At 68.9% G+C, this 26,179-nt stretch carries 25 protein-coding genes; 10 read left to right on the forward strand and 15 right to left on the reverse strand.

Going from position 1 to position 26,179, the window contains the following annotated elements; translation table 11 throughout:
- Positions 1–40: 40 nt before the first annotated feature.
- From VMT65_RS11600 to VMT65_RS11610, 3 genes are all read left to right on the forward strand, one after another.
- Positions 41–1,414, forward strand: a complete 1,374-nt coding sequence (locus VMT65_RS11600) for an aspartate aminotransferase family protein (protein ID WP_326308103.1) — start codon at positions 41–43, stop codon at positions 1,412–1,414.
- Between the two features lie 122 nt (positions 1,415–1,536).
- The gene (locus VMT65_RS11605; protein ID WP_326308104.1) at positions 1,537–2,421 is read left to right on the forward strand and encodes an aromatic prenyltransferase; all 885 of its coding nucleotides are present in this window, start codon (positions 1,537–1,539) and stop codon (positions 2,419–2,421) included.
- Positions 2,422–2,471: 50 nt separating this feature from the next.
- Positions 2,472–3,947 (forward strand): bifunctional phosphatase PAP2/diacylglycerol kinase family protein, encoded by a 1,476-nt coding sequence (locus VMT65_RS11610; RefSeq protein WP_326308105.1) that lies wholly within the window; start codon positions 2,472–2,474, stop codon positions 3,945–3,947.
- Here the strand turns inward: VMT65_RS11610 and VMT65_RS11615 are convergent.
- A complete protein-coding gene (locus VMT65_RS11615; protein WP_326309152.1) occupies positions 3,932–5,365 on the reverse strand; it encodes an MFS transporter in 1,434 nt (477 codons plus the stop codon). The two genes, VMT65_RS11610 and VMT65_RS11615, sit on opposite strands and share 16 nt — an antisense overlap.
- Before the next feature lie 135 nt (positions 5,366–5,500).
- On the opposite strand from VMT65_RS11615, the gene VMT65_RS11620 reads away from it, so the two are divergent.
- Positions 5,501–6,073 carry a TetR/AcrR family transcriptional regulator gene (locus VMT65_RS11620; protein WP_326308106.1) on the forward strand — a complete coding sequence of 191 codons (573 nt, stop codon included), beginning with the start codon at positions 5,501–5,503 and terminating at the stop codon, positions 6,071–6,073.
- Positions 6,074–6,100: 27 nt separating this feature from the next.
- On the opposite strand, the gene VMT65_RS11625 is transcribed toward VMT65_RS11620, so the two are convergent.
- Both VMT65_RS11625 and VMT65_RS11630 read right to left on the reverse strand, forming a co-directional pair.
- On the reverse strand, positions 6,101–7,033 hold the full coding sequence (locus tag VMT65_RS11625) for a GGDEF domain-containing protein (RefSeq protein WP_326308107.1): 933 nt from the start codon (positions 7,031–7,033) through the stop codon (positions 6,101–6,103).
- Positions 7,034–7,139: 106 nt separating this feature from the next.
- Positions 7,140–7,847, reverse strand: coding sequence for an HD domain-containing protein (locus VMT65_RS11630; protein WP_326308109.1), 708 nt, complete (start codon positions 7,845–7,847; stop codon positions 7,140–7,142).
- A 95-nt stretch (positions 7,848–7,942) separates the two neighbouring features.
- Here VMT65_RS11630 and VMT65_RS11635 point away from each other — a divergent pair, with 95 nt between their 5' ends.
- The gene (locus VMT65_RS11635; protein ID WP_326308110.1) at positions 7,943–8,947 is read left to right on the forward strand and encodes a GlxA family transcriptional regulator; all 1,005 of its coding nucleotides are present in this window, start codon (positions 7,943–7,945) and stop codon (positions 8,945–8,947) included.
- Here VMT65_RS11635 and cax read toward each other — a convergent pair.
- Together cax and VMT65_RS11645 are read right to left on the reverse strand one after the other, a co-directional pair.
- On the reverse strand, positions 8,919–9,980 hold the full coding sequence (gene cax / locus VMT65_RS11640; RefSeq protein WP_326308112.1) for a calcium/proton exchanger: 1,062 nt from the start codon (positions 9,978–9,980) through the stop codon (positions 8,919–8,921). The two genes, VMT65_RS11635 and cax, sit on opposite strands and share 29 nt — an antisense overlap.
- Before the next feature lie 57 nt (positions 9,981–10,037).
- The gene (locus VMT65_RS11645) at positions 10,038–11,051 is read right to left on the reverse strand and encodes a YdcF family protein (protein ID WP_326308113.1); all 1,014 of its coding nucleotides are present in this window, start codon (positions 11,049–11,051) and stop codon (positions 10,038–10,040) included.
- A 185-nt stretch (positions 11,052–11,236) separates the two neighbouring features.
- On the opposite strand from VMT65_RS11645, the gene VMT65_RS11650 reads away from it, so the two are divergent.
- The 4 genes from VMT65_RS11650 to VMT65_RS11665 are packed head-to-tail and all read left to right on the forward strand — an operon-like array spanning position 11,237 to position 14,506.
- A complete protein-coding gene (locus VMT65_RS11650; protein ID WP_326308114.1) occupies positions 11,237–11,857 on the forward strand; it encodes a hypothetical protein in 621 nt (206 codons plus the stop codon).
- Between the two features lie 50 nt (positions 11,858–11,907).
- A complete protein-coding gene (locus tag VMT65_RS11655) occupies positions 11,908–12,591 on the forward strand; it encodes a response regulator transcription factor (RefSeq protein WP_326308116.1) in 684 nt (227 codons plus the stop codon).
- Positions 12,592–12,608: 17 nt separating this feature from the next.
- Complete coding sequence (locus tag VMT65_RS11660; protein ID WP_326308117.1) at positions 12,609–14,033, forward strand: HAMP domain-containing sensor histidine kinase; 1,425 nt, start codon at positions 12,609–12,611, stop codon at positions 14,031–14,033.
- On the forward strand, positions 14,030–14,506 hold the full coding sequence (locus tag VMT65_RS11665; RefSeq protein ID WP_326308118.1) for a hypothetical protein: 477 nt from the start codon (positions 14,030–14,032) through the stop codon (positions 14,504–14,506). The genes VMT65_RS11660 and VMT65_RS11665 overlap by 4 nt, the downstream gene beginning before the upstream one ends.
- A 67-nt stretch (positions 14,507–14,573) precedes the next feature.
- Here VMT65_RS11665 and VMT65_RS11670 read toward each other — a convergent pair whose 3' ends face one another.
- From VMT65_RS11670 to VMT65_RS11710, 9 genes are all read right to left on the reverse strand, one after another.
- Positions 14,574–14,846, reverse strand: coding sequence for a three-helix bundle dimerization domain-containing protein (locus VMT65_RS11670; RefSeq protein ID WP_326308119.1), 273 nt, complete (start codon positions 14,844–14,846; stop codon positions 14,574–14,576).
- Positions 14,847–15,097: 251 nt separating this feature from the next.
- Positions 15,098–15,583, reverse strand: a complete 486-nt coding sequence (locus VMT65_RS11675; RefSeq protein WP_326308121.1) for a hypothetical protein — start codon at positions 15,581–15,583, stop codon at positions 15,098–15,100.
- Between the two features lie 54 nt (positions 15,584–15,637).
- Positions 15,638–16,864 carry a vWA domain-containing protein gene (locus VMT65_RS11680; RefSeq protein WP_326308123.1) on the reverse strand — a complete coding sequence of 409 codons (1,227 nt, stop codon included), beginning with the start codon at positions 16,862–16,864 and terminating at the stop codon, positions 15,638–15,640.
- Positions 16,861–18,090, reverse strand: coding sequence for an AAA family ATPase (locus VMT65_RS11685; RefSeq protein WP_326308124.1), 1,230 nt, complete (start codon positions 18,088–18,090; stop codon positions 16,861–16,863). Before VMT65_RS11685 ends, VMT65_RS11680 begins: the two co-directional genes overlap by 4 nt.
- Before the next feature lie 197 nt (positions 18,091–18,287).
- Positions 18,288–19,673 (reverse strand): hypothetical protein, encoded by a 1,386-nt coding sequence (locus VMT65_RS11690; RefSeq protein ID WP_326308125.1) that lies wholly within the window; start codon positions 19,671–19,673, stop codon positions 18,288–18,290.
- Positions 19,674–19,737: 64 nt separating this feature from the next.
- Positions 19,738–20,148: a hypothetical protein gene (locus VMT65_RS11695; RefSeq protein ID WP_326308126.1), complete on the reverse strand. Its 411-nt coding sequence runs from the start codon at positions 20,146–20,148 to the stop codon at positions 19,738–19,740.
- A gap of 32 nt (positions 20,149–20,180) precedes the next feature.
- Positions 20,181–21,554, reverse strand: a complete 1,374-nt coding sequence (locus VMT65_RS11700) for a cutinase family protein (RefSeq protein ID WP_326308127.1) — start codon at positions 21,552–21,554, stop codon at positions 20,181–20,183.
- A 57-nt stretch (positions 21,555–21,611) separates the two neighbouring features.
- On the reverse strand, positions 21,612–22,988 hold the full coding sequence (locus tag VMT65_RS11705) for a cytochrome P450 (protein WP_326308128.1): 1,377 nt from the start codon (positions 22,986–22,988) through the stop codon (positions 21,612–21,614).
- 87 nt (positions 22,989–23,075) lie between these two features.
- Positions 23,076–24,128, reverse strand: coding sequence for a terpene synthase family protein (locus VMT65_RS11710; protein WP_326308129.1), 1,053 nt, complete (start codon positions 24,126–24,128; stop codon positions 23,076–23,078).
- Positions 24,129–24,401: 273 nt separating this feature from the next.
- Here VMT65_RS11710 and VMT65_RS11715 point away from each other — a divergent pair, with 273 nt between their 5' ends.
- Positions 24,402–25,193, forward strand: coding sequence for an AraC family transcriptional regulator (locus VMT65_RS11715; RefSeq protein WP_326308130.1), 792 nt, complete (start codon positions 24,402–24,404; stop codon positions 25,191–25,193).
- On the opposite strand, the gene VMT65_RS11720 is transcribed toward VMT65_RS11715, so the two are convergent.
- Positions 25,190–26,167, reverse strand: coding sequence for an AraC family transcriptional regulator ligand-binding domain-containing protein (locus tag VMT65_RS11720; protein ID WP_326308131.1), 978 nt, complete (start codon positions 26,165–26,167; stop codon positions 25,190–25,192). The genes VMT65_RS11715 and VMT65_RS11720 overlap by 4 nt on opposite strands.
- Positions 26,168–26,179 lie beyond the last annotated feature (12 nt).

A 26,179-nucleotide genomic window follows, 5' to 3' on the forward strand; every position in this document is an offset into this window, starting at 1 on the left:
ATGGTCCGTGCGCACCGGTTTCGGAGGACAATGCGCAGGCATGGACTTCGACCTGTCCGAATTGCTGGCGGCCCGGCGCGGGGAGTCGTTCGCGCTGCACGAGCGGTTTCTGAATCCGCAGCAGCCGAAGGTCTTGCGCGCCATCGGATTCGACAAGACGTATACGCGGGCCGAGGGCGCATACCTGTTCGACGCCGACGGCCGGGACTATCTCGACTTCCTGTCCGGGTTCGGGGTTTTCGCGGCCGGACGCAATCACCCCGTCGTGCGCAAGGCACTGCACGACGCGCTGGACGCGGGACTGGCCGAATGGGTGCAGTTCGACTGCCCGCCGCTGCCCGGACTGCTCGCCGAACGACTCCTCGCCCGTGCGCCCGGACTGGATCGGGTGTTCTTCTGCAACAGCGGGGCCGAGGCGGTGGAGGCCGCGCTCAAGTTCGCCCGACACGCCACCGGACGCAGCCGCATTCTCTACTGTGACAAGGGCTTTCACGGCCTGAGCCTCGGTGCGCTGTCGGCGAACGGCAGCGCCGAGTTCCGCGACGGTTTCGGCCCCCTGCTGGCGGGCACCCAGCTCCGCTTCGGCGACCTCGACGCCCTGGCCGCCGAATTGCGCGCGGGTGATGTCGCCGCGCTCATTGTCGAACCGATCCAGGGACACGGCATGGCCATCGCGCCCGACGGATACCTCACCGCCGCAGCCGAACTGCTGCATGCCCACGGCGCGCTGCTGATCTGCGACGAGGTCCAGACCGGGTTGGGGCGCACCGGCAGCTTTCTCGCCTATCAGGCCGAGTCCGTGCGGCCCGATATCGTCACGGTCGCCAAAGCCCTGTCCGGGGGCTATGTTCCGGTCGGCGCGATGCTGGCCACCGAGCGGGTCTTCTCCTCGGTGTACTCCTCGATGGATCGAGTCATGGTGCACAGCAGCACCTTCAAGGGCGGCACCCTGGCGATGGCGGCGGGACTGGCGGTGCTCTCCGTGCTCGAGTCGGAGGATCTGATGGGCAACGCCGCCCGGGTCGGCGCGGAATTGCGCACGGCCCTCACCGATTTGAGCACGCGCTACGACGTTCTCGGCGAGGTGCGGGGCCGGGGGCTCATGATCGGCCTCGAGTTCACCCGGCCCGCCGCGCGCCGTGATCGCGCGGTCTGGTCGATGCTGCGGAAGGCTCGCGTCGGGCTGTTCTCCCAGATGATCGTGGCGGGCCTGTTCCATCGCCACCGCATTCTCACCCAGGTGTCCGGCGACCACATGGAGGTCATCAAGCTGCTGCCGCCTTTGATCATCGGCGCGGCCGAGGCCCAGCGGTTCGTGACGGCACTGGCCGACGTGCTCGACGACGCCACCAAACCCGGCGGCCTGCCCTGGGAATTCGGCCGGACCCTGATCGCGCGGGCCGTGCAGCGCTGACGGTTCGCCATGTGGCCGTGGGAGGTCCGCGAACTCGGTCCGCGATGTACGCCGATCGGTCTATCCTGGGCGACGCTCCCTCTCGTCTGCTCAGCCGGTCGATGTGCGAGGTGATGGTCGATATGTCCACTGTGGTGACCCTGGACCGAATTCGGCGGGACCTGAGAGACTTCGCCCGGCTCGCCGAGGTCGGCTACGACCCGGCCGCTGTCGATCCGATTCTCGAGGCGCTCGAACCGCAGTGGACCACCTCCCTGATCGGGGTGCGCACCACCACCCATCCGGTGTCACACCGCGAACTGAATGTTCGGTTCATGAACTCGGGCGACAATCCGGTGCCGCCGCTGCTCCGCGCCGGGCTGCTCGAGTTCACCGGACATCCCATGGAGCACTTGCTGATCGACATTCCGGCCGCCGCGCCGGTGCTCTACGGCGTGGACGCCGGGGTGAACCGCGGGCTCGAGAAGATCTGGATGCTGCCCGCGCGCCCGTTCGGCGTGGACGAGATCCTCGCGCTGTCGGGCATCCCGAAATCGGTGCACGCCCACGCCGACCATCTGCGGGCGTACGGCGGCGAAATCGCCATCGTCGCACTGGATTTCCGCAATCGCACCGTGAATCTGTACTCCCAGGTGCTGCCGCCCGGCCGACTCACCACCGCCGACATCACCACGATCCTGTCCGATTTGGACTTCGTCTCCGCCACCGCCCGCGAACTGGAGTTGCTCACCCAAACCTTCAACCTGTACCGCACCTTCTCCTGGACCGAGCCGCACATGCGCCGCATCTGCTTCCCGGTGCGCTACCAGGCCGCCACCTTCCCCCGCGGCCTCGCCCCGGTCTTCGACCGTTTCGTCGCCGAGGCACCGTATGCGGGCACCGGCGACCGCGGTTTCACCTTCTACGTCGCCTACGGCCCCGACGACCGCTATTACAAGATCCAAACCGACTACACCGCCGTCGCGAATGTCCGGCTGCCCGAAGGCATGTTGCCGCGGATGAACTAGCAGGCCAGCGGGTCGGGTTTTCGCGCCGCCGCGCGGGTAAAACCAACATCATGACGGCGAGATCAGGGTTTCGGCGGGTTGGGCGGGTCGATCGGGCGATCACCGCGGCGATCGCGGAGGTTCCGCCCTCGCGGGTGGATGGGGTGCTGCTGCGGTTGACGCGCAGTGCGGACTTCGGGTTGCTGTGGCTGGGGTCGGCGGGGGTGCTCGCCACCCGCAAGGGCTCGCCGCGGCGGGCGGCGGTGCGCGGGGTGGCGGCGCTGACGGGGGCGAGCGTGCTGGTCAATTCGGTGCTCAAGCCGATCATCGGCCGCCGTCGACCGGCGGCCGAGTTGCTGCCCGTCCGTCGCCGGCTGACGCCGCGGCCGCGGTCCTCGTCGTTTCCCTCCGGCCACAGTGCGGCGGCGGCCGCCTTCGCCACCGCGGTCGCACTCGAGAACCCGCGTGCCGCACGGGTTCTCGTGCCGCTGGCCGCCGTGGTCGCCTACTCGCGGATTCACACCGGCGTGCACTGGGGCAGCGATGTCGTCGCGGGTGCGGCCGTGGGGTCGGGATTCGCGCTGGCGACCCGGCATTGGTGGCCGACGCGACCCGAAGGGGCGGCGCGCGCCCGGGGCGTGCCGGACGCGCCCGTCTCGGTCGAGGGCAAAGGGCTGGTGGTGCTGGTGAATCCGGCGGCCGGGAATCCGGCCGTCGATGTCACGGCCGAGATCGCCGACGCGCTGCCGGCCGCGCTACTGGTGCGCACCGAACCCGACGGCGATCCGGCCGAACGTCTCGACGAGGCGATTCGCCAACTGTCCGAACCGATTACGGCCCTGGGTGTCGCGGGCGGCGACGGCACCGTGGCAGCCGCGGCCACCGTCGCCCTGCGCCACGGCCTGCCCCTGGCCGTGATTCCGACCGGCACCCTCAACCACTTCGCCCGCGACCTGGGCGTGCTGGGCATCCACGACACCGTCGAGGCCCTGCGCACCGGGTCCGCCGTCGGTGTCGATATCGCGCACGTCGACTTCGACGACGAAACCGGTTCCCACGGTCGGCAATTCATCAATACCGCGGGTCTGGGCATCTATCCCGACGTGGTGCGGCTGCGCCGGAAATGGGAATCGCGGTGCGGCAAGTGGCCCGCCTTCGCGGCCGCCCTCGTGGTGGCCACCCGCCGCGCTCGGCCCTTCGAGGTGCATATGGACGGGCAACGACTGCGGTTGTGGTCGTTGTTCATCGGCAATGGCGGTTACCATCCGCACGGCGCGGTACCGGCCTTCCGCGACGACCTCACCTCCGGCCTGTTGGACATCCGCTGGCTGCGCGCGGATGTCCCGTGGTCGCGCACCCGGACCGCGATCGCCATCGCGCTGGCCACCCTGGACCGCACGCCCGCGTACGGCGAGCGCCTGGTGTCCGAGTTGCGGCTGCGCCTCTCGCCCCGCCAGAACCTGACCGCCGATGGTGAGGTGATCGGCACCACAACCACTCTCCGTTTCCGGCTCGCGGGGCGACTCACCGTCTATCGCGCGACCTGAGCACCGCCGGTCGGCCGCCGAAAGGTGAGGGCGACGGTCAGCGCCAGGGCCGCGATGACCGCGCCGGAGGCGAACGCGGTGGTCATGCCGGTGACCATCGCGTGCACGGGCGACCCGCCCGCGCTCCGCGCCGCGGTGCCGAAGATGGTGACCATGATGGCCAGACCGAGGGAGGCGCCGGTCTGCTGCAGGGTCTGCAGCGCGCCACCCGCGGCCCCGGCTTCGTGCGGCTCGACATTCGACATGATGACCACGTTCAGCGGCGACACCGAAAGCCCTATGCCGCAACCGATCAGGATCATGGCGATGAACAGCAGCGGGAAGTAGGCGGTGGCGTCGGTGAGTCGGGTCAGCAACACCAGGCCCGCGATCAGGCACAGCGCACCGGCCAGCGTGATCGGCCGCGGGCCGAAGCGCGGCAGCAGGCGCGGGATCAGGCGGATGGTGGTGAACATGAGCAGCGCGGTGGGCAGGAACGCGAAACCGGTTGCCAGGGCACTCAATCCGAGGATCTCCTGCAGGAACTGGGTGAGGAAGAAGAACATCGACATGCCCGCCATGGGGACCAGGAAGATATTGGTGTAGGCGGCGGCGCGGTTGCGGTCGATGAACAGGTGCAGGGGCAAGAGCGGTTGCGCCGTACGGGATTCGATGGCCAGGAACACCGCGATCAGGGTCGCGCCGACGGCCAGGCTGATATCGGTGCTCGCGGCCGACCAGCCGTGGGACGCGGCGCTGATGAAACCGTAGACCAGGGCGGCGACCCCGCCGGTCGCGGTGATCGCGCCGGGCAGATCGAGGTGAGCCGATTCCCGTTCGGCCACGGGCAGATACCGCATCGACGCGATGACGACAGCCAGACCGAAGGGCACATTGATGAACAGCACCGACCGCCAGCTCAGCCACTCGGTGAGCAGGCCGCCGACGATCAGGCCGATGGCGAATCCCGCGCTCGAGACCCCGGAGAACCAGGCCAGCACGCGAATTCGCGCCTTCGGATCCTGGAATGTGGTGGTCAGCAGCGCGAGGGTATTGGGACCGGCCATCGCGCCGCCGATGCCCTGCAGCACCCGCGCGACCAACAGCCAGCCGGCGCTGGGCGCGAGCCCGCCCGCCAACGAGGCCAGGGTGAACAAGGCCGTCCCGGCGATGAACAGGGCACGCCGCCCGAACAGGTCACCGGCCCGCCCGCCCAGCAGCAGCAATCCGCCGAAGACCAGGCTGTAGGCGTTCATGACCCACGACAGGCCGGTGGCGCTGAAGTGCAGATCGGTCTGGATGCGCGGCAGCGCGACATTCATGACGGTGATATCGAGGACGATCATCAATTGGCAGGTCAGCAGCGTGAGCAGGACGATGCCCGACCGCCGCCGCGAGGGTGCGGAGACACTCGCGACGGCGGTGTCCGCGGAAAGCATGGATGACAAGGAATTCTCCATCGAAGGGGAGTTAAACGGAGGAAGCCTCCGGTTCCGATGGAGTTATCATATGGAGGGTTCCTCCATTTACGCAAGCCTATCCGGAGGGTCCATCCGTTTTCTAGTGGAGGGTTCGTGACAGCACCGTCGACCGGGAAGCCGATGCGCGCCGACGCGCGACGGAACTACGAGCGGATCGTGACCACCGCCCAGCAGGCCTTCGCCGAACTCGGCCCGGAGGTGGCGCTCGAGGAGATCGCGCGCCGGGCGGGCGTCGGCATCGGCACGCTGTACCGGCATTTCCCGAGCCGCGAGGTCCTCATCGAGGCCGTCTACCGCACCAATATCGAGCAGTTGAGTCAGCGGGCGCGCGAGCTGCTCGAAATACACTCGGGCGCTGACGCTTTCGAATACTGGCTGCGCGAACAAGTGGCCTGGGTGATGGCCAACAGAGTCTTGGCCACCACCCTGAAGGCGGGCATGGACCACGACACCCCGGTCTTCCAGCTCTGCCGCACCTCCATCATGGACGCGGCGACCATCCTCATCGACGCGGCCCGTGATGCGGGCGCCATCCGCTCCGATGTCGAGCCCCGCGACCTCCTCCGCTTCGGCCACGGCATCGGCGTCGCCTGCGAGGCCACGCCCGAAGCCGCCGAACGCATGCTCGCCATCACCCTCGACGGCCTCCGTACCGAAAAACGGTGAAGGGCCCGCGCGTACGGGCGAACGGGGTCAACGGGTGCGGTAGCGATGGCCGCCATCGGCCTTCGCGGCGTACATGGCGCTGTCCGCGTCGTGGATGAGGGCGGCGGCGTCGCGGGTGCCCGAGCCGGTGGTGGCTATGCCGATGCTGGCGCGGATTTCGACCGGGCCGGTCGAGAGGACGAACGGGCGGGCTATTTCGGTGAGGATGCGGTCGGCGATGCGTTCGGCGGCCTCGTCACCGCCGGTGGTGGCGATGACGAATTCGTCGCCGCCGTAACGACATACGCAGTCCGATGGCTCGACGACGGTACGCAGGCGTTCGGCGATGGCGACCAGTAGTTCGTCGCCGACCCGGTGGCCGTGCAGGTCGTTGATCTGTTTGAAGCCGTCCATATCGACGACCAACAGGGCCAGCGGCTGGGCGGCGGAGAGGGGTTCGGCGGCGATCCGTTCCTCGAGGACCGCGCGGTTGGGCAGGCCGGTGAGGCGGTCGTGGGTGGCGGCGTGGTGCAGGCGGTCCTGAAGTTCGGTGATGCGGTGTTCGCGGGCGGCGACCGCGGCGCGCAGGATGGTCTCGTGTTCGCCGAGGGCGCGTTCGGCCAGCACCTCGGCGTATCCGGCGACCGCGGTGCCCGCGTGCAGGGCCCAGCTCACGTCGGCAGGGGCGGGCGGCGCGGCGAGCATGAGGGCGCTGGCCAGCGGGCCGACGAAGCGGGAGCTGGTCGGCAGGCCGGGTAGGGCGGTGGCCAGTTGAGCGCCGAGTACCTTTGCGGCGCTGCCGTTCTCAGGGTCGTCGGTGCTGATTCGGTCGAGTTCGCGCAGGAATTCGGTGGCGATCTCGGCGGGCGAGACGGTGCCGGTGCCGGTGTATCCGCAGGCCGCGAGCAGTTTCAGATACTCCTCGGCGGCGCGCCGCAGGGTGCGTTCGCGGTCGCAGCGGTCCGATCGTGTCGTACCCATTCGCCGCTCCATCGGCACGCATCCTCCCCACCAAATCGATCAACCGTCCCCGCAGAAAATCACGACCCTCGCCCTACCCGAAGATCAGAGTACCGAGAAAGCGCGCTCAACGCCGGGAAGGCCGGTCGGGGCCGACGGGTTTGTCGCCCCATCCGGCCGCTTCGACCAGGTCGAACCAGGTGAGCGCCGGGGCTTCGCCGGGGTAGTACAGGCGGTGCAGATGCGACGCGAAGTTCATCGGCGAGGATTTGGCGGGATTCGCGTGCACCTGGGCCGCGATGACCGCGGGCAGGGCGTAACCCACGTCGAGTCGGGGCCAGGCGGCGTGCACGCGGGCCGCGAACTCGGGGGTGAGGCGGTCGCGGAACGCGCCCATGATGTCGGTGGCGATGCCCTGTTGCGCCACCGCCGCCACCGGGCCGAAGCGATGCGCGATGCCGTCGCTGGTGTGCAGCGCGATCGCGTCCCAAACCTGTTTCACGCGAGCCGGATCCACGCCGCGGGCGGTGAGGAACTCCGCCGCCGCGTCCGCGCCGTCGACCTCGAAACGCTGATCGGTATCGGCGAATTCGGTCGCGCCCAGATCGTGCAGGAGGCAGGCGACGTAGACGAGTTCGTCGTCGTAGTCGATATCGGCACGCAGTCCCGACGCCGCGGCGATCTCGCGGGCGAACAGGTAGCTGCGCACACAGTGGTGGTAGGTGAAATCCGGTGACACCGAGGCGGCGAGAGCGTCGGCGGCCACCGCCAATTCCGTTGTCGGCACGCCGAATTCGGCGCGCGCGGCGGTGTCGTCGGTTACGTGTGCGGTCATGGACGGACTCCGTTTCGTAGGGAACGTGCCGATTCTGGCGAGCCCGCCGCCGTTCGAGAAGTGGCCAGAATGCCGCGTATCGCTAAAATCTGGCCATGAGAGTTGTGGCCGTGCTCGCCCTCGACAATGTCGTCGCCTTCGACCTCGCCGTCCCGGGCCAGATCTTCGGCACCGCCAATGCCGTGTCGCCGACACCCGCCTACGAGATCCGCATCGTCGCCGCGGGACGGCGGGTGCGCAGTGAAACACTGTTCGGCGCAATGGATTTGCACACCGACTGGGATCTGGATGCGCTCGCCGACGCGCACACCGTCGTCGTCCCCGGCCGTACCGCGTTCACCGACCCGGACCCGAGAGTCCTTCGGGCACTGCGTGCGGCACATGCCCGAGGGGCCCGCATCGCGTCGGTGTGCACCGGCACCTTCACCCTCGCCGCCGCCGGACTGCTCGACGACCGCCGCGCCACCACCCATTGGCGCTACGCCGCCGAACTCTCGAATCGCTACCCGCGCATCGACATCGACCCCGCCGTGCTCTTCGTCGAGGACGGCCGGATCTGCACGTCGGCGGGCGTGGCCGCCGGACTCGACATGTGCCTGCACCTGGTCCGCCGCGATCTCGGTGCCGCCGTCGCCGCCGACACCGCCCGCTTCACCGTCATGCCGCCCCAACGCCGCGGCGGCCAAGCCCAATTCATCACCCACCCCGATCCCGGCGCGACCGACACCGCCCTCGACGACACCCTGCACTGGATGACCGCCAACCTGCACCGGCCGCTCACCCTCGCCGATATCGCCGACCACGCCGCCCTCAGCATCCGAAGCCTCAACCGCCACTTCCGATCCCAGACCGGCACCACTCCCCTGCAGTGGCTGCTCCACGCCCGCATCCGCTACGCGCGCCAGCTGCTGGAGACCACCGACCATTCCATCGAAACCGTGGCCCGCCATGCCGGTTTCACCACGGCCACCGCCATGCGCCACCACTTCACCCGGCACACCGGCCTGGCTCCCCTGCCCTATCGGGCCAACTTCCGCGCCACCCACACCGCCGAGCCCCGGCGAATGCTGGCTAGCCCCACCAGAAAGCGGTCGCGATGATGCCGTAGAGGGTCACCAGGGCGGTGCCCTCGAGCCAGTTGGAGTCGCCGTCGAGAACCACCACGATGGTCACCACGACCGCGAGCAGCAGCGCGACCAGCAGCAGGGGCGGCAGCACCAGGGTGAAGGACGCGCCGACCAGCGGTGAGAGCAGGACCAGGGCGGGGGCGACCATCATGGCGATTTGGATGGGGCTCTGCAGGATTACCGACAGGGCATGGTCGGACTGGTTGCGGTAGGCGAGTTGGATGCCGACCACGTTCTCGACCGCGTTACCGGCGATGGCGACGATGACCAGACCGGCGAAGGTCTGGGAGATGTGCAGCGAATCCATCGCCGGGGTCAGGGCCGCGACGAACCAGTCCGAGACGAGCGCCGCCGCGACACCGGTGATCGCGAGCATCGCACCCGCCAACCAGAGCGGCCAGCGCACCTCCGACTTTTCCGCGGGTTCTTCGGCGGGCGCGGGCTGTCGTTTCATCGAGGCGGGCAACGACAATGCGAACAGCCCCAACAGCAGGATCGACACCACGATCGACAACGCCCGCTCATGCCCGGCCGCCGGGGTGTGCAACAGGGCCGTGAGCGCCGGAACCACCAGCGCCGCGACCGACAGCGTCAACATCAACGAGAGCCTGCGGGCCGCCGCCGACTCGAAGTACTGCACCCCGTTCTTCACACCCCCGACCACGAACGCCAGTCCGAGCACCAGCAGCACATTGGCCAGAATCGAGCCGACGATGGTCGCCGTGGCCACCTCGTACAGACCGCTCTTCAGCGCGAACAGCACCACGAACAGCTCGGGCAGATTCCCCAACGCGCTCTGCACCACCCCGGTCGCCCCGGCCCCCAACCGCTCCCCGACCTGCTCGACACTGCGCCCGACCAGACTGGCCAGCAGGGCCAGCGCCGCACTGGAGGCGAGGAACGGCACGACCGTCCCGCCAATATCGCCGTAGTGGGTCACGCCCGCCGCGACCATCACCGCGCCGGTCACCCCGATGAGCCGCCAGTCCGATCCCGAGAACGCCATGCCCATGATCATCCCCAGCGCGCGCCCGCGCCGGGTCGCATCGGCCCGACGACACGCTCAGTGCCAGCCCGGATCCGCCGGCAGGGTCGCCACGGCGAGGAGTGGGAGTGCCGCGAGGGCCAGGCAGGCCAGGGTGTGGGCCCACTTGTGTTCGAAGAGGATGCCGACGAATTCGCGCAGGATCGCGCTGGGCACGTAGTAGAACGCCGTCGGGGAGCCGACCACGGTCGCGGGCAATCCCAGCTTGCGGGCCAGGATTCCGGTGCGCAGGGCATGAAAGTTGCTGGTAACCAACACGACCGGGATCGGTGCGCCGAGGCTGGCGAGCAGATCGCGGGAGTACAGCAGGTTTTCGCGGGTCGTGGTCGAACGGTCCTCGCGCAGAATCGCCTCGGCGGGCAGCCCTGCGGCGACCAGGTAGTCGGCCATGGCGTCGGCCTCGGCCACCGCCTCGTCACTGCCCTTGCCGCCGCTGGTGACCAGCAGCGGACGACGGCCGAGACGCAGCGCCCCGCGATACACGTCCAGGGCCTTGTCCAAGCGACTCGCCAGCAACGGCGGCACACGCGCCCCGATCAGGCCCGACCCGTGCACGACGATGGCGGCCAGGGTGCGGGGGTAGGGCAGGCGCAGGTAGACGAAGGAGTACAGCAGGAACGCGAGCAGCACGAAACCGATGTAGCCGATCATCAGGGTGATCGCCGCCAAGGTGGCCGCGAACCACAGATTCTGGCTGTACAGGGCCACCACGAACAGCACGTAGGGCGCGAGCAGCGCCACCCCGACCCCGAAGGACAGCAGGTTCGCCACCCGCAGGCCCTCCCGACGGACCATCAATATCCCGTTCACCATGAGCAACCCCGCCAGGACCAGCACCAGCAGCGGTGAGAGGACGATGATCACCGCGGCCAGCAGCGAGAGCGCGCTGCCGCTGTCGGTGTGGATCACTCCAATGACGGTGAACGCCAAGGCGATCAAGAGCACCACGCCATTGCCGAGCCGACGCGGCTCCCGGCGCACGCGTAGCGCGAAGATTCCCAATCCAAGAATGCCGAGTCCGAGAGCTACCACTCGGCAACAGTAGCCGTGGGTCCCGGCCTTGTCCCGGTCATCGCAGGCGCGTCGTGGCCTTGTCGTGGCTCTGTCGCAGTTCTGTCGCAAGGGCCCGAATCCCAGTCAATTCTCAGAATCCGGTGGTGCCATCGATCTGCAAGCAATTACCCAGCAATTGACAGCGTGGCTGTCGAGAGGAACCCGTGAACACGCGAAAGACCCTGCGAGGCAAACGAACCGCCCAGCTCGCCGCCGGCGTGACCGCCCTGGCGATCCTGCCCATGACCCTGTCCATCGCACCGGCCTCGGCCGCACCCGGCGACACCCGCCCCGAGACCGCGACCTGCCTGACCGCCGGCTGCGAGACCAAGCGGCCCGGCGGCGAGACCGAGAAGGCTCGCGAGGAGAGCAAGGCGCTGCGGGAACTCGTCGAGCTCCAGAAGCGCCACGAAAAGGAACGCAAGGAGCGGCAGGAACGCAAGGAGCGGCAGGAACGCAAGGAACGCCAAGAGCGCCAGGACCGCCTCCATGGTTACGACCGATACGGCTTCGACCGCTGGGGCTATGACCGCGGCGGGTACGACCGGACCGGCTACAACCGCGCCGGATTCGACCGTCAGGGCTTCGATCGCCAGGGCTTCGACCGCCACGGATTCAACCGGCACGGCGTCGACCGCGCGGGCAATCCGCGCCCGGTGCCCGCGCCCGCGCCGAAGAAGCCGCTGCCCGCACCGGTCGACGACTTCCTGCGCGGCCTGCCCCAGCCCGTCGAGAACGTGGTGCGCCCGCCGGTCGAGGCGGCCTGGCAGATCCTGCCGCTCTGAGCGGCGCGCTAATCCCTCGATCGTTTGCTATCAGATAGCCAGATGCGAAGATGACGACCGTGGCGAGCATTCTGCTGGTCGAGGACGATCCGGCGATCCGCGAAGGCCTCGGTATGGCCCTGCGGCGGCAGGGCCATACCGTGCGGACCGCCGCGACCGGGGAGGAAGGCGTCGAGCTGTCCCGATCCGGTGACACCGACCTGGTGGTGCTCGATGTCATGCTGCCGGGCATCGACGGCTTCGAGGTGTGCCGGCGGCTGCGCGCGGAATCCGCGGTCGCGATCATCATGGTCACCGCCCGCGACGACGACATCGACATTGTCAGCGGCCTGGAGGCCGGAGCCGACGACTATGTCGTCAAACCCGTGCTGCCCCGGGTGCTCGACGCCCGCATCAAGGCGGTGTTGCGCCGCCGCACCACCGAGCCGCCGCGTGTCGACCGCTTCGGCGCGCTGAGCATCGACCGGCAGGCCATGACCGTGACCAAACACGATGCGCCGATCGCGTTGACCCCCACCGAAATGCGCCTGCTCCTGGAGCTCACCGCCGCGCCCGGCCAGGTCCTCAGCCGTCAGCAGCTGCTCGAAAAGGTTTGGGAGCACGACTATCTCGGTGATTCCCGGCTGGTCGACAATGGCATCCAACGACTGCGTGCCAAGGTCGAGGACGATTCCGCCCTCCCGCGCTACATCCAGACCGTGCGCGGCTTCGGCTATCGGTTCGGACCGGTATGAGGGCCTTACCGACCGGTATGAGGGCACTGCCGACCGGTCTGCGCACGCGGCTGCTGGTGGCGTTCGTCCTGGCCACCAGCGCCGGTGCCGCCCTGGCCTCCTGGGCCGGATTCGTCACGGCCCGTTCGGCACTCGTCGGCGACGCGCAGGGGCAGGCCATCGACGCGCTGCGCCAGCGGGTGACCGCCGTCGCGCCCTATCTCAGCTGCCCGCCCAGTCAGCTCACCCTGGATCGCTTGCGGGAGGTGGTCGGGGACAACGCGCTGATCACCTACGGCACCATGCAATCCGGCGCGGGCGACCACCTCGAACTGATCGACGCCGAGTTGCGGGCCGCGACCGCCGAGCGCGATCACATGGTCCTGCAACGGGTGCGTACCGCGGCGGGCGTGCCGAAACTGGCTCTGGGCATGCCGATTCTCATTACCGAGGTGAATGGCGATCAGCGCCGGTCGGGTGTCGAGGTCTTCTCCGTGGTCGACCTGTCCGAGACCCAGGCCCGCATCGACGCCACCGGCCGCTCGGCGATCATGACCAGCGCACTCGCGCTCCCGGTGGCCGTATTGGCGGCGCTGTTGGCGGCCCGCGGTGTGCTGCGGCCCGTGCGTGAACTACGCGGTGCCGCACGGCGATTCGCCGACGGCGATCTGTCGGCCCGGGTGCGCCCGCGCGGTTACGACGAGCTGGCCGATCTGGCCCGCACCGTGAACGAGATGGCCGCCGAACTCGAGCGCTCCATCGGCCGCCTGCGTCGCTCGGAGGCGGAGTCGCGGCGATTCGTCGCCGACGTCTCGCACGAGTTGCGCACGCCGCTGTCGGCATTGAGCGCGGTCGTCGATGTGCTGGAGGAGGATTCCGAACATCTCACCGAGGACCAGCGCACCTCGGCGCGCCTGATATCGGAGGCCACCCGCCGATTGACCGGCCTGGTGGCCGATCTCATCGAGGTGTCGCGCTTCGACGCCACCGCCGAACGACTGCACCCGGAGCGGGTCGACATCCCCACCGCCCTGCACGCCACCCTGCGCGCCCGCGGCTGGACCGATCAGGTGAGCATCGACGCACCGGAATCCATTGCGGCCGAGGTCGATCCGCGACGCCTGGACGTGGTGGTGGCCAATCTCGTCGGCAATGCGCTGCGCCACGGCGCGCCCCCGGTGGTGATCGCGGTGCGCGGCACCGACGCCGAGGTCGTCATCACGGTCACCGATCACGGTCCCGGCCTGCCCGGCGACGATCCGAACCGGGTTTTCGACCGCTTCTACAAGGGCGATCCCGCCCGATCCCGGTCGCAGGGCAGCGGTCTCGGGCTGGCCATCGCCCGCGAGCACATCCGGTTGCACGGCGGTGACCTCACCGCGGAGAACCTGCCGGGCGTGGGAGCCCGCTTCACGGCCCGCTTTCCGCGCTGGGCGGCGCAGAACCCAGGAGAACAGCCATGATTCGACAGTGCGCGGCGGCCGTGCCGCTCTTGGCCGCACTGGTGTGCGGGTGCACCATCTCCACCTCCGAGGTGCACGATGCCGGTAATGCCGCAACCGGCCTGGCTCCCGGGGTAACCCTCTACTACCTCGACGCCCAGGGTGCGCTGGTGCCGGAATTCCGCGACGTGGGCAATCTCGGTTCCATGGCCGATGCCCTGGATCTGCTGCTGCGCACCCCGCCCGGCCTCGGACTGCAATCCCAACTGCCCGCCGACTCCGCCGCCCGGCGGCCCGCGGTCAGCGAGATAGGCACCGAGATCACCATCGAAATGCCCTATCCGGCAGCCGAACTCACCGCTCCCGCGGTTTCGCAACTGGCCTGCACGGTGCTGGGGGTGCATCGCCAGTCCGGCGGCAAGCTGGCGACCGTGCGCATCGTGCCGAGCATCGGTGAAACGATCGGCCCGCGCGGCTGTCCCCTGCTGCGCTGACATTCACCGGGTACGGTGCCGACAATCCTTGCCGGAGTGCGCGGATCGTCGGCACACCCGTTACCCGCTAAACGTCAGCGGAATGGAATAACTGCTTGGGTCTGCGGAGCTGGTCGCCGGGGGTGGGATGGGCGGCGCGGTAGGACACGCGTCGGCTCAGGTTTCGTTCGGCGATCCGCTCCACCAGTAGTGGTATGAATTCCCGGACGCGGTGGTCGTCGAATTCCCGGTGAATGCCACGGACTTCCTCATCGATGACGCGTGCCGGAAGATGGGGAAACTTGTCGGCCAGCCGCGCGACGAGCTCGCTGATCTGGTGCTCCTCTTCGGATGCCGTCATGCCCTGATCTCGCCCTCCATGTGACTGTGTGACACCGGCACCCGACCCCTCAGCGGCTGCGCGGTGGAATGGACAACGGCCCGGGATCTTGGTGACTCCCGGACCGTGCCACTCGAGTGTCGTGTCAACCGCCGAATATTTCTCCCCCGAATCCCTTTCTGGCACAGCTCGTCACTCACTCGGCACGGCAAGTCGTCGACACCGACAAATGCAATCGCCAAATGAAATTGCAACTGCAACAGCACCATTCATCAGAAGGGTGCGGGCACCTCGATGGTGAGTTCCGACGGGCTGGGATTGGTGCTGACCTGGACGGCGACATGCCCCGAACCGGGGAGGGTGAAGAATGCGGCATGCCATCCGTAATGGCCGTCGTATTGGGTGGTCTGCGTGTCGGTCATGCTCGCCCCGGTGTCCAGATTGCGCATTGTCACCGTGGTGGTGACCTCGCAGTCGGCGGCATTGGACGGGGCGGTCGAGCCGGAGGGGGCGGGGCCGGAGTCCGGTGTGAAACCCACCGTCACCCGGGCCGAGCTGTCGATGAAGTCCGCGAACTCGCGGGCCTGCTGCCCCTGGTTGGCCTGAATCTCGGCGGTGACCTTGCCCGAACAGCCCGGTGCCACGGTGACCTGGGCTGGATCGAAGTACAGCGGCCCATCCGCCGCGGCGGGACCGGCCGACACCAACGCCGACAGCGGCACCGCCGCCATCGCCGCGACCTTGTATACAGCTCGCATCACGTCACTCCGTTCTCATCCCCCTGAACTGGACAAACCTGACGAGGCTCGACGCTAGCACCCGATCTCGACCGTCCGCGCCCAGGCCGGTGGGCGGGCGCGTATGTAGCCGGGATCGTCTTCGCTCCACGTCGGGCTCCGGGAGAACAGGCCGACGACCGTCCGGCACGGCGGCCGTGTCGCGGGCCAGGGTGTGTGCCCGTCGGTGAGGGCCACGATGACGTCCGGGCGGGCGTGGGCGCGTAGGGCTTTGGCGAAGCCGGTGCGCAGGTCGGTGCCGCCGCCACCCACGAGCGCGATGCCCTCGGCGGCGCACAGCGGGTGGGCGATGCGGGCGGCGGCATCGCAGGACAGGACGGTGACCAGGTCGCGGCGGCCACCGACGGCGCGGGCGATGGCGGCCACCTCGAGCAGGGCGCTGCCGAGTTCGGCGTCGCTGACCGACCCGGAGGTATCGATGATGACGCTGACCCGGGGTGGGTTGCGGCGCAGGCTCGGCAGCACCACGCCGGGCAGACCGGCCGAACGGCGAGCGGGGCGGCCGTAGGTGTAGTCCTCGCCGACGCCGGGCGCGGAGACGGCGGCGCGCAGGGCCGCGCCGAGGAGATCGCGCCACGGCTGCGGCGGGTGGAAGACCTGTTCGGCCCAGCGCCGCCAGCCTTCGGGGGCAGTGCCGGGGCGGGCGTTGATGCCCTGCGCGACCCGGAATCGGACCGCGTCGCGCTGTTGTTCGGTGAGGCCGTCCGCGCCGTCGGGGCCCAGTTCCCAGGGGCGGGCCTCGCCGTCCGCGCCGCTGCCGCAGTCGAGCCACGCCATCTCGGGTAGGTAGGGGCCGAAGTGGAATTCGCGCAGGTATTCCTCCATGAGCTTGCCCGCGGGCAGGCCGAGATCCGACGGCATGATCGCGCTTTGCGGCCGGGGCAGTCCGTCGCCGAAGATGTCGTCGTTGATCTCGAAGTCGGCGGCGATATTGCGCCGCAACGCTTCTCCGGGACCGTGGGCGTCGTGTTCGCGGGCGAAGCGTTCGCCGCGGCCGTGGTGGTCGCGCAGCAGATGCGATACCTCGTGCACGAGGACCCCGGCCAGTTCCTCCACCGGCATCCGGTCCACGAAGGCGGGCGAGACATAACAGCGCCAGTGGCGGTCGACGCTCATGGTCGGGGTGTGGGGAGACTCGACGAGGTGCAGTGCGAACAGCGCGGTCGCCAGGTACGGCCGGACGCGGACCGCGTAAAGCCGTGCGGCGCAGAGCTTCTCCAGATCCAGTGTCGCCGTGCTCATTGGTTCGCCCGGACGAGGTCGGCGGCGCGATCGGCGCGCTGCGAGATGGAGACGACTCCGGCGAGCTGTTCGATCGCGGCCGGGACGGGCCAGTCGTCCTGTCGCAGTGTGGCCAGCGTTGTCGCCGGGACCACCACCAGGTCCGGTGCGCCGGTCTCGACGGCGCGCACCAGCAGCGTCCACGCCGCGTCCCAGCGGGTTCGGTTCGGGCGCTTGCGGACCGCGGCCACCACGCCGTCGAGGACGGCCTGGCGCAGATCGCCGCGCTCGGGAAGGATCGCGGCCGCCGGATCGGCCAGCAGGGTTTCCGGATCGGGCAGGTCCATGCGGTCCAGGCCGGTCAGCAGCTCGAAGCCGGGGCCGTCACCGACAGTGCCACGCACCAACAGCGACAGCACATCTCGCGAGGATCCGGCCGCGGTGGCGAAGGCGATGAGTCGCAGCGCCATCTCCCAGCTGCGCGGTGAGGCCCAGGCACCGCCGCGGCGTGTCTCGGAGGTGGGCATCTGGTGGACGAGCTTGGGGCGGGCCGCGAGCAGGACGCAGACGGCGCGGCGCGCGTAATCCACTGCCTCGGTGAGCTTTTCCGGATCCAGCCGGGGCAGGGTGGCGCGCGGCCAGACACCGCCCAGCCCGCGCACGACCACATCGTGGTCGTGCACCCACTGCAGATGCACGAAACGGTTGGCCAGCGGCGGGCTCAACTCCCAACCGTCGGCCGCCGAGGACCGCGGATTGGCGGCGGCCACGATCCGCACGCCCGCGGGCAGTCTCAACGCCCCGATCCGCCGCTCCAACACCAGCCGCAGCAGCGCGGCCTGCACCGCCGGCGGCGCGGTGGACAACTCATCGAGGAACAACAGTCCCTTCCCGGCCCGTACCAGCCGAACCGCCCAATCCGGCGGAGCCATCGGCACACCCTGCTCGGCCGGATCGTCCCCGACAATCGGCAGACCCGAAAAGTCGGATGGCTCATGCACACTCGCGATCACCGTGGTCAACGGAAGATCCAGAGTCTCGGCCAGCTGTGTGAGCGCCGCGGTCTTACCGATCCCCGGCTCACCCCAGAGCAGCACCGGCAGATCGGCGGCCACGGCCAGGGTGAGCGCCTCGAGCTGATTGTCGGGCCGCGGTTCGGTGGTCGTGTCGCCGAGGAGCGTCAGCAGGTCGGCGGCAATATCGAGTTGGGAGACATCGCTCCGGTGGACATGGGTGCTGATAGACATATGAATCACCTTGTGGGCTAGACGAATTGAATAGGACCGGCGGGAGTGGCCACCGGGGCAGCAGCAGGTCGCGGTGCCCGCTGCGGCCGATGTGCGTGCCGGTTCGGTGCGGGATCGTCGTGTCGTCTCCGCACCGAAACGGTGAGCTGATGCGTACGCGCGCGGTTGATGGTCGGTTGGGTTCGAGCGGTGCTGTGTCAGCGGGTCGAGGCGTGGCGTGGGTGAGCGCGGCGGTCGGTGGGCCGCCGCCGGGCGGGGGCGTTGGGCGCGGATCCGGTGAGGCCCGCGCGGTAGAGCCCGTAGGTGATTCGGCGTTTCGCGGATGCCTGCAGCTCGTCGCGGAGCGCGCCGTCGCGCAGTGCGGCCTCGGCACCGAGCAGGTCCGTGATGACGGCGAGTGCGCCCGCGGTGTCGCCGTGGTCGAGGCGGTCGCGAATGCCTTGGAGGCAGTCCGGATCGCGGTGGGCCTGATCGATGACCCGCAGGCACGGCAGTGGGTTCCCGGTCAGTGCGATCAGCAGGTGTTCGCGCGCCAGCTCGGCCGGGTCATGGTCCAGCGCGGTCAACACACCGTCGACCAGCCCGAGCCGGTGTCGCGCTGCCCCGCATTCGACCAGGAGGGGCTGCCCCGAACGACCTGGGTCCCAAGCGGATTCGCCGGGCGTGTAGTCCGGTAGCAGCGCGGCGGCGACCAGTGGATGCAGCCGGTCGGCCGAGATCGCGCCGCTGCGCAAGAGCTCCACATCGGGCGGCATCCAGGTGGCGGCATCGGGCAGGATCGGCAAGGCGGTGACCGTGCCCGCCGGATGCGCCGCCCGTCGCACCGCGACGTGCCCGGCATCGGACCCGACCAGTTCCGCGACGACCTGCCGCCGAGTTCCCAAGCGCAGCAGGAACGTATCCTCTCGCGCCCCTTCGGCATCGAGCAGCATCCGCGCCTCGGCGGCCCAGCGACCGATCGCGGCGTGGCGACCCGCGGGGACCATCCCCAGCAGGCCCGGATCCACGCGTGAGTCATCGCCACCGGAACCCCCTGCGCCGCAGCGCATCCGAAGCTCATCGGCTCTGCGCGCATCCCACAGGTGCCGGTGCAGGTCCAAGCGAAAGCGCCGGTTGGGCCGGGGATGCGGGTGCCGCCCGGTCCTGGCATCGGACGCGGCCCACAGCGCCAGTTCGATCCGCTGCCCGGCCTCGGCCCAGGTGGGCGCGGTTCGAACCACCAAGTGCACTGCACCGCAAGGTGTTTCGCATTCCAGCGGATCGTATCGAGCCAGCGCGATGGTCAGCCCCGGCCGCAACAGCCCATCGGGCGCGACCCGCGGCATATGCCAGCGCAGCAGATCCGGAGCCAAATGCCGCAGGTCGCCCCGAACCCGATTGGCGAGCTCATGGCCGAATTCCCGTGCCAGTGACCGTAAATCGATATCCACATCGAACCCGGCGGCAGCACAAGCCCCCGCCCAATCCCCGACCCGACGTCGAGCGGTGGCGGTGTCGATCATGGAGGGCGGCACGGCGAACTCCCGCACGCGCGGCCAGAAGGAGTTTCGGGATTCGTCCCCATTCGCGAAGTCGGTGAGCATCAGCACCCACCTGCGGCGAACGGGACCCCCAATCTGCGAACAGAAGGAATCATCATCGCGTCGATCATAGAGCCCGGTTCGATTCCCGGCCAGCCCGGGTTCCCTCCGGCCTGACGAGCGGCACCCGCAGCCGACGGGTTTTCGCCCGCCCGCGTGCCGGTGGGCGGGATCCGTAGCGCAGCAACTCCATCAGCAAATCCTCGGCGCGACGGCACTGGGACGTATCCACCCAGAGCCGCCACACGATCTCGGGATCTCCTGCCTCGAGGGGCGTCACCCGGGCGGGCACGACGTACCCGGCGACCCCGATATCGGTCAATGCGAACAGGACTCGGTAGAGCTGCGGCTCCTCGAGGTCGGCGAGGATTACCCAGGAGTTCGCGTGCACTCCGTTGCTGAAGCCGTGGGGTGGAATCCAGTACGGCACGCGGCGGCTGCCGTACCGCGAATCGGGGATTTCGGGTACTGCGGTCACGGCTCCACCTCCTCCAGCGGGTGATATCGAGCCTAACCCTGGATCTGGGAGCCGAGGAATCCCAAGAGGATCTGTACGTCGTCGCCATAGTCGACGTGCGCGTTGGAGGCGTAGAAGGTCGCCATGTCGACGCCCTGGCGGCCCAATTGCACCAGGCTGCTGATGGAGTCGGGGCCGCTGAGGCTCAGCAGTGTCTGCGCCGCGCCCAGCAGGTCGCCGTGAATCGCGCCGGCGAGCGGACCGGCGACGGCATTGGCCACATCGAGTCCGGCCGGGGTCAGCGTCGCCACCTGCGCGGCCGCGCCGAGTGCGTCGTTGCGGGTGAGGGATTCGACCGCCTGCCACAGGATGTCCTGCATCTGCGCGACATCACCGGCGATGCGGAGGATGTCGACGCGGGTCAGGGTGTCGGCGATGAGGCTGGCGGCGGCCGTCCAACCGGTGGGGTCGATGGCGGCGGCCGCGCGAATCACCGCGCCGACGACGGTCAGGTCGACGCCCTCGGCGGCCTGCACGATCGGGGTCAGGGCGGCGTTCACCTCGGTCGCGATCCGGTGCGCGCCGAGCAGGTCGCCGGTGGTGATCGCATCGGGCAGCTCGGTGAGTCCGTTGAGAATGGTCGGCAGGTTCGCGGCGGTGGCCGCCCAGCCGCCGCCCACCATAATGGCCTGGTCCAGCAGCATTTCCGGCTGAATGGCGGCGGGAATCAGATTCGCGATCGGGGTGGTGTCACCGCTGAGGACACGTCCGAGCGCCGAAAGGAACGGCGAGCTACCGGCATCGAGCGAGCAGTAGAGATCGCCCTGGACGCACAGCGTGCGGACCCGGTCGGTGAGCGCACCGAAGTTCCGACTCCGGATTCCGGCGATGCCGTGGCCGGGTTGCGGATCGCCCAGCGCGAGCGAGGCATCCGGGTCCCGATGCGGATCGGCGACCAATCCGACGCCCAGCACCCGCTCCGCGGCGATCGGGCCCGTGCCATTGCCGATCTCGGTCGCGAGGTCCCCGACGCCGTTCGCGCCCTGGCTGTATCCGGCCAGCAGGACCCGGGTCGAGTCGCACAGCTTCCCCAACATCGCGCGGAGTTCGTCTTCCAGACTGGTCAACGATTCCGCGTAGCTCAGGCCCTGGTCGAAGGCGCTCGCCGCGTAGGGCGTGTACAGCACCGTGATGTCGCGCCCGAATTGTCGTTGCAGCCCATCGCCGATCGGTCGCAACATGCCGACCGGCACCGTCGGATCGGCGTCCATGCGCGTCTCCCACGTCCCCGGCGCGAGAATCGCCGTGTACGGCGTGCACGTCGGCCTGCCGCCCACCTCACCCCGCGCATCACCCACCACCACGGTCCCGAATGCGACCGCCGCCGCGGCCACCGTGGCCGCGCCGGACCTCACCAGCCTTCGCATCAGCCAATTCTCGGCATTCGGTCCTGATTCCGCAGGACTTTCAGACACATTTTCTTTTCAGATTTGGGGGTGTGCCGTAGTGGCGGATCGGGCCGCCAGACGGATGCGCAGGCCGCCCGGCTGCAGTGCGCCCGCGGGGATCAGGCGGACCTGGCCGGTGGGGATCGAGTGGACGGTGTAGCGGGTGAGAATCCAGGCCAGGACCAGGGTGGCCTCGGTCATGGCGAAAGTGTCGCCCGCGCATTTGCGGGTGCCAGCGCCGAAGGGGATGAGGGATTTTCGCGCGGTGGGGTTGGTCGAGAGCCAACGATCCGGGTCGAAGCGGTCCGGATCGGGGAAGGAGTCGGGGCGGTGGTGGAGGAGGTAGGGGCTGTAGACGACGGTCGCGCCCGCGGGGATCGGATGCTCGCCGAAGGTGGTGTCGGAGGTGGTGAGACGGGTGAGAATCCAAGCGGCCGGATACTTTCGGAGGGTTTCGGTCAGGACCCGGCCCAGGAGTTCGAGGTGTTGGACATGGTGGTAGGCCGGGGACTCCGCGCCGAGGACGGCGTCGAGTTCGGCGTGCACGCGGTCTTGCAGGACGCGGTCACGGGAGAGTTCGTGCAGTGCCCAGGAGACGGTGGTGGCGGTGGATTCGGTTCCGGCGATGAGCATCAGCGTCAGCTGGTCGGTGAGGCCGGTGCGGGTCGGGCACTCCCCCACCGACGGTTCGGCTTCGAGCAGCGCTGTCATCAGATCGCCACCGCTGCAGGCGTTGTCGCGTCCGCCGATCATGTCCTCGACCGATTCACGGAGGCGACGACGGGCGCGCTCGTATCGCCGATTGGCGGGCAGCGGAAGGCGAATCAGGCTGGGCGGCAGGAACATTCGAACGAAGATGCCCTGAATGTAGGTGGTGATGTCGGAGATGGTGCGCTCCAACACCGTCGGCGGCATGGCGATACCGAAGACGAGGAAGGCGGCACAGCGCGCGCCGATGCGCAGCATGTCGGGAAAGACGTCGATCACCGCGCCGTCGTGCCATTCGTCGACCACGACGGCGGTCTGTTCGACGATCGTGCGGGCGTAGCCGGGCATTCGATGCTTGCGGAAGACGGGCTGCACCAGTCGCCGCTGAGTGGCGTGGTCGGTGTAGGGACAGGTGCCCACATTGTCGCCGGTCAGTTCGCGCAGACGGGTGAAGAAGAAGCCGCCCTTGTCGAAAGTGCGCGGATCGCGCAGAAGCTCACGGGTCCGTTCGGGGGTGCAGACGACATAGAACGCCCCCGCACCCAGACGTAATCGGACGACATCACCGTGTGCGGTCAGAGATCGCAACAGCGCCAAGGGATCTCGCAGCAAGGCCAGACTGTGGCCGAACAGCGGCAGGGCACCGGGCGCGGTGGGCACCGGCGCGGGGCGGTGGGCATGCGGGCGCGGCAGGGCGATGGACATGACGATCCTCCGGGCGATGGTGGTGAATTCCCCTGATGGGCGCGACTGTTCGGCGGTCGGCCGCGACCGCTCGGTGTTCGGCCGGAACTATTCGGCGGACAGCAATCTCGGCGAGGTGCACAGCCGCACGGTGTCGGCCTGTACGTAGCGCTCCGAGCGCAGCGACCAGTCGAGATTGCCGCGCATCCAGCTCTTCATGCCCTCGACGCACACCCGCACGGCGCGGCGATCGGCGTCGGCCAGCCCGCGCCAGTCGGCGCACATATCCGTCAATTCTCTTTCCGCGCAATGGAATGCGGCGATGTCCTCGGCGACCCGCCGGTACACGGCATCGATCGCGGTCTGCAGATCACATCGCCGCTCCGCGGCCACGGCGAGCACGCCATTGCTGACCTCGCCGATGGCCAGTTCCTTGCGCAGCGACAGCACATCGTTGACCCAGACCACCACGTCGGCGGTGTGATCGAACATGCGGCGAAAGGGGTCGCTGCGCTGGATGACGCCCGGAACCTCCAGTCCGGCAGCGTATTCGAGCAATCTCAGGCACGGCGTGATGCCGCCGGACTGGCGGCGCAATTGCGCGTACGGCAGCACCTTGGGGACGTGCCGCGAGCGCCGATTGATCGCCTCGTAGGCGAAGGACTCCATGAAGCCCGCCATATCGTCGATGAATCGCAGTCGCCACGAGACGCTCTGCGGAGCGGCCAGCAAACGCCAGACCGCGGCCAGCTGCCGAACCAGTCCGGCGTCGTATTCGCCGGTGTGGCAACCATCCACGGGCAGGGCGGCCAGCACCTGCGCCAGCGCCCGCTCGTGGCCGTGGGTGGCCGCGCCGCCGGGACCGTCGTACCAGTCGTCGATGACGAAGGCCCAGGTGAACCATCCGGCCAGCGGCTCGAGCCGATCCGCGCGCACGAACGGAAAGGCCCGGGCGACCAGTTCCCCCAATCGAGTTCCGGCCAGTCGTTCTCGTTGGCGCGGCGTCTCCAGCAGCTCGAAGGCATCCGCCCAGTCCAGAATGAGCCGTTCCAGACGGGCGCGATGCGGGGAGATCCGGGCGGGCAGGGCGAAGAGCGGATGCTCGGGAGGCGGTAGGCAATCGAGTTCGCCGACATCGATCGCGGAGGTGGAAACCGACATGGAGCCTCGATTCCGAGTGAACGGGAGCCATTGCGCCACACGGAGGTTCGACCATCCGATCATGTAGCGCTGCAAATAACCATAAGTTTGCTAGACCTAGATCGAACAGCCTGGTTTGGGCCACAGACCTACCAATTTGGGACTCCCTTTCGCCCGTTGTGGGCGAATCGCCAGTGCCGAACGCGCCAACCGAACGGCGAACCTGGCGCAATCGATGGACGTTGGCGCGATCCGCACTGTCGAGCGCATCCCGTGGCGACAACGCTGAACCGGGTGACCGACCATGCGACCGAGGGGCTGCTCCAGATTCGTTCCATCACCGGCACGGCCCTGCTCGTCGACTTCGCGATCGGGCACGGGGTGTCGCTCGAATCCGCCCTACGCCACACCGGAATTCGCGAGCGCATGCTGATGAGCCCGGACGGGTACGTCACCCAGGATCAGGAAATCGCGGTCATGCGCAATATCGTCCGCCACGTCGGCGACGAACCCGGGCTGGGGCTGCTGGCCGGGGTCATGTGCCAGCCGCCGCTGTTGGGCGCGCTGGCCTGCGCGGTCATGAGCCAGTCCACGGTCCGGCGCGCGCTCGAGGTCGGACTGCGGTACGCGGACCTGTCGTGTTCGTTCGCGCGCTATTCGGTCGAACGGCACGATGACGAGATCTGGCTGGTCCGTGACGATTCCACCGTGCCGGAGGATCTGCGGCGCTTCTCGGTGGAGCACGACCTCGGCGCCCTGGCGTGCCTGCAGCGCGAAATGCTGCCGTCGCGGTGGCGTACCAAGCGCGTCGAGGTCACCGTGGCCGCCCACCCGGTCTACGACGGCTTCGCCATGGTGCTCGGCGTGCCCGAGCTGGTCTGCGACGCGCCGCGCACCCTGATCGTCTTCGGCGCGGAGCTGCTGAACCTGCCCATGCCGCAGGCCAGCCCGATCACGGCGCGCAGGTATGAAAGCCAGTGCGCCGCAATGCTCCAGCGGCGCCTGGACCAGAGCTCCGTCAGCGGCCAGGCCCGGGGCCCGGTGATCCGCGGCGCGCGCCGTCTGGCGCTGGTCACCGAGGGCTAGGACGCGCCGTGACTCGCCCCGTACATCACCTGCCGGTGGGCGAAGGACTCCCACCGCCGCGACGCGCGCCGAACCGATTCCGGCCCCGCGTATCCCAGCAGTTCGGCCTGACGAGCCAGCCCGAGGCGCTCGCCGTGCGCGTCGGCGCGGCGCAGGCGTTCGAGTCGGGCGCGGTCCAATTCCTGTCGCCAGGTGGTGCCGGATTCCAGCAGTCGTCGCTGCAAGGTCCGACGACTGACCGTGAGTCGCCGCGCCACCGCGTCGAGCGAGACATCGCCCGCGTCCAGTGCGTCGGCGAGCGTCTCGGCCACCCGATCGACCCAGGCGGTCGCCAGGGGCGGTGGCGGGGGCACAGTCGCGGCGATCTGTTCGAGAATGCGCCGCAGGACGGGATCGGCGGTGGTCAGCGGAGTGTCGAGGTCCGCGCCGCGCAGGGTGATCGAATCCTCCGAGGCCCCGAATTCGATTGCGCGCGTGCCGAGCAGGTCGTACATGTCGGTGTAGTTGCGTGGCGCCCGCTGCCGCAGACGCACCCGCACCGCGTCGAAGCCGCCCGCCGCCACCCGGCGGGGTCGGCCGAGCAGGGAGCTCACGCCCCACAGGTGGGTGAGATCGCGGGCCCGGTCGTCGCCTTCGACGATCTCGAATCCGACGGTGACATCACCGTTGTCCTCCTCGGTGAACGACAGCCGGTGATTGGTGCTGATATCGCTGATGTACGGCCCGACCGTGGCGAGACCCTCGCCAATGGTCGCCGAAGTCGAGAACAGGTAATCGCACAGACCACCGGCCCCGAGCGTGAATCGACATCCCACGCGAACCGGAAGAATCGGATCGTCGAGGGCCTTTCCGGCGACCTCCCACAGGCGGCAGTACACCGAACTCGGAATCTGGACATCGCCGTCGTCCAGGCTCCACGCGGGCAGCCCGGCCTCCCGTAGCAACCACTCGGGCTCCAACCCATTGGCAGCCACCTGATCAATGGC

The sequence above is a fragment of the Nocardia sp. CDC153 genome (assembly GCF_035818515.1).
Classification (GTDB): domain Bacteria; phylum Actinomycetota; class Actinomycetes; order Mycobacteriales; family Mycobacteriaceae; genus Nocardia.

Excerpts from the sequence above, each read along its gene's own strand:
- VMT65_RS11625 (WP_326308107.1), bottom strand. The coding sequence starts at position 7,033 with ATGGGTACGACACGATCGGACCGCTGCGACCGCGAACGCACCCTGCGG.
- VMT65_RS11705 (WP_326308128.1), bottom strand. The coding sequence starts at position 22,988 with ATGTCCATCGCCCTGCCGCGCCCGCATGCCCACCGCCCCGCGCCGGTG.
- VMT65_RS11690 (WP_326308125.1), bottom strand. The coding sequence starts at position 19,673 with ATGCTCACCGACTTCGCGAATGGGGACGAATCCCGAAACTCCTTCTGG.
- VMT65_RS11680 (WP_326308123.1), bottom strand. The coding sequence starts at position 16,864 with ATGAGCACGGCGACACTGGATCTGGAGAAGCTCTGCGCCGCACGGCTT.
- VMT65_RS11630 (WP_326308109.1), bottom strand. The coding sequence starts at position 7,847 with ATGACCGCACACGTAACCGACGACACCGCCGCGCGCGCCGAATTCGGC.
- VMT65_RS11675 (WP_326308121.1), bottom strand. The coding sequence starts at position 15,583 with ATGCGAGCTGTATACAAGGTCGCGGCGATGGCGGCGGTGCCGCTGTCG.
- VMT65_RS11610 (WP_326308105.1), top strand. The coding sequence starts at position 2,472 with ATGACGGCGAGATCAGGGTTTCGGCGGGTTGGGCGGGTCGATCGGGCG.
- VMT65_RS11685 (WP_326308124.1), bottom strand. The coding sequence starts at position 18,090 with ATGTCTATCAGCACCCATGTCCACCGGAGCGATGTCTCCCAACTCGAT.
- VMT65_RS11670 (WP_326308119.1), bottom strand. The coding sequence starts at position 14,846 with ATGACGGCATCCGAAGAGGAGCACCAGATCAGCGAGCTCGTCGCGCGG.
- VMT65_RS11700 (WP_326308127.1), bottom strand. The coding sequence starts at position 21,554 with ATGCGAAGGCTGGTGAGGTCCGGCGCGGCCACGGTGGCCGCGGCGGCG.
- VMT65_RS11615 (WP_326309152.1), bottom strand. The coding sequence starts at position 5,365 with ATGCTTTCCGCGGACACCGCCGTCGCGAGTGTCTCCGCACCCTCGCGG.
- VMT65_RS11665 (WP_326308118.1), top strand. The coding sequence starts at position 14,030 with ATGATTCGACAGTGCGCGGCGGCCGTGCCGCTCTTGGCCGCACTGGTG.
- VMT65_RS11655 (WP_326308116.1), top strand. The coding sequence starts at position 11,908 with ATGACGACCGTGGCGAGCATTCTGCTGGTCGAGGACGATCCGGCGATC.
- VMT65_RS11710 (WP_326308129.1), bottom strand. The coding sequence starts at position 24,128 with ATGTCGGTTTCCACCTCCGCGATCGATGTCGGCGAACTCGATTGCCTA.
- VMT65_RS11635 (WP_326308110.1), top strand. The coding sequence starts at position 7,943 with ATGAGAGTTGTGGCCGTGCTCGCCCTCGACAATGTCGTCGCCTTCGAC.
- cax (WP_326308112.1), bottom strand. The coding sequence starts at position 9,980 with ATGGCGTTCTCGGGATCGGACTGGCGGCTCATCGGGGTGACCGGCGCG.
- VMT65_RS11600 (WP_326308103.1), top strand. The coding sequence starts at position 41 with ATGGACTTCGACCTGTCCGAATTGCTGGCGGCCCGGCGCGGGGAGTCG.
- VMT65_RS11660 (WP_326308117.1), top strand. The coding sequence starts at position 12,609 with ATGAGGGCACTGCCGACCGGTCTGCGCACGCGGCTGCTGGTGGCGTTC.
- VMT65_RS11605 (WP_326308104.1), top strand. The coding sequence starts at position 1,537 with ATGTCCACTGTGGTGACCCTGGACCGAATTCGGCGGGACCTGAGAGAC.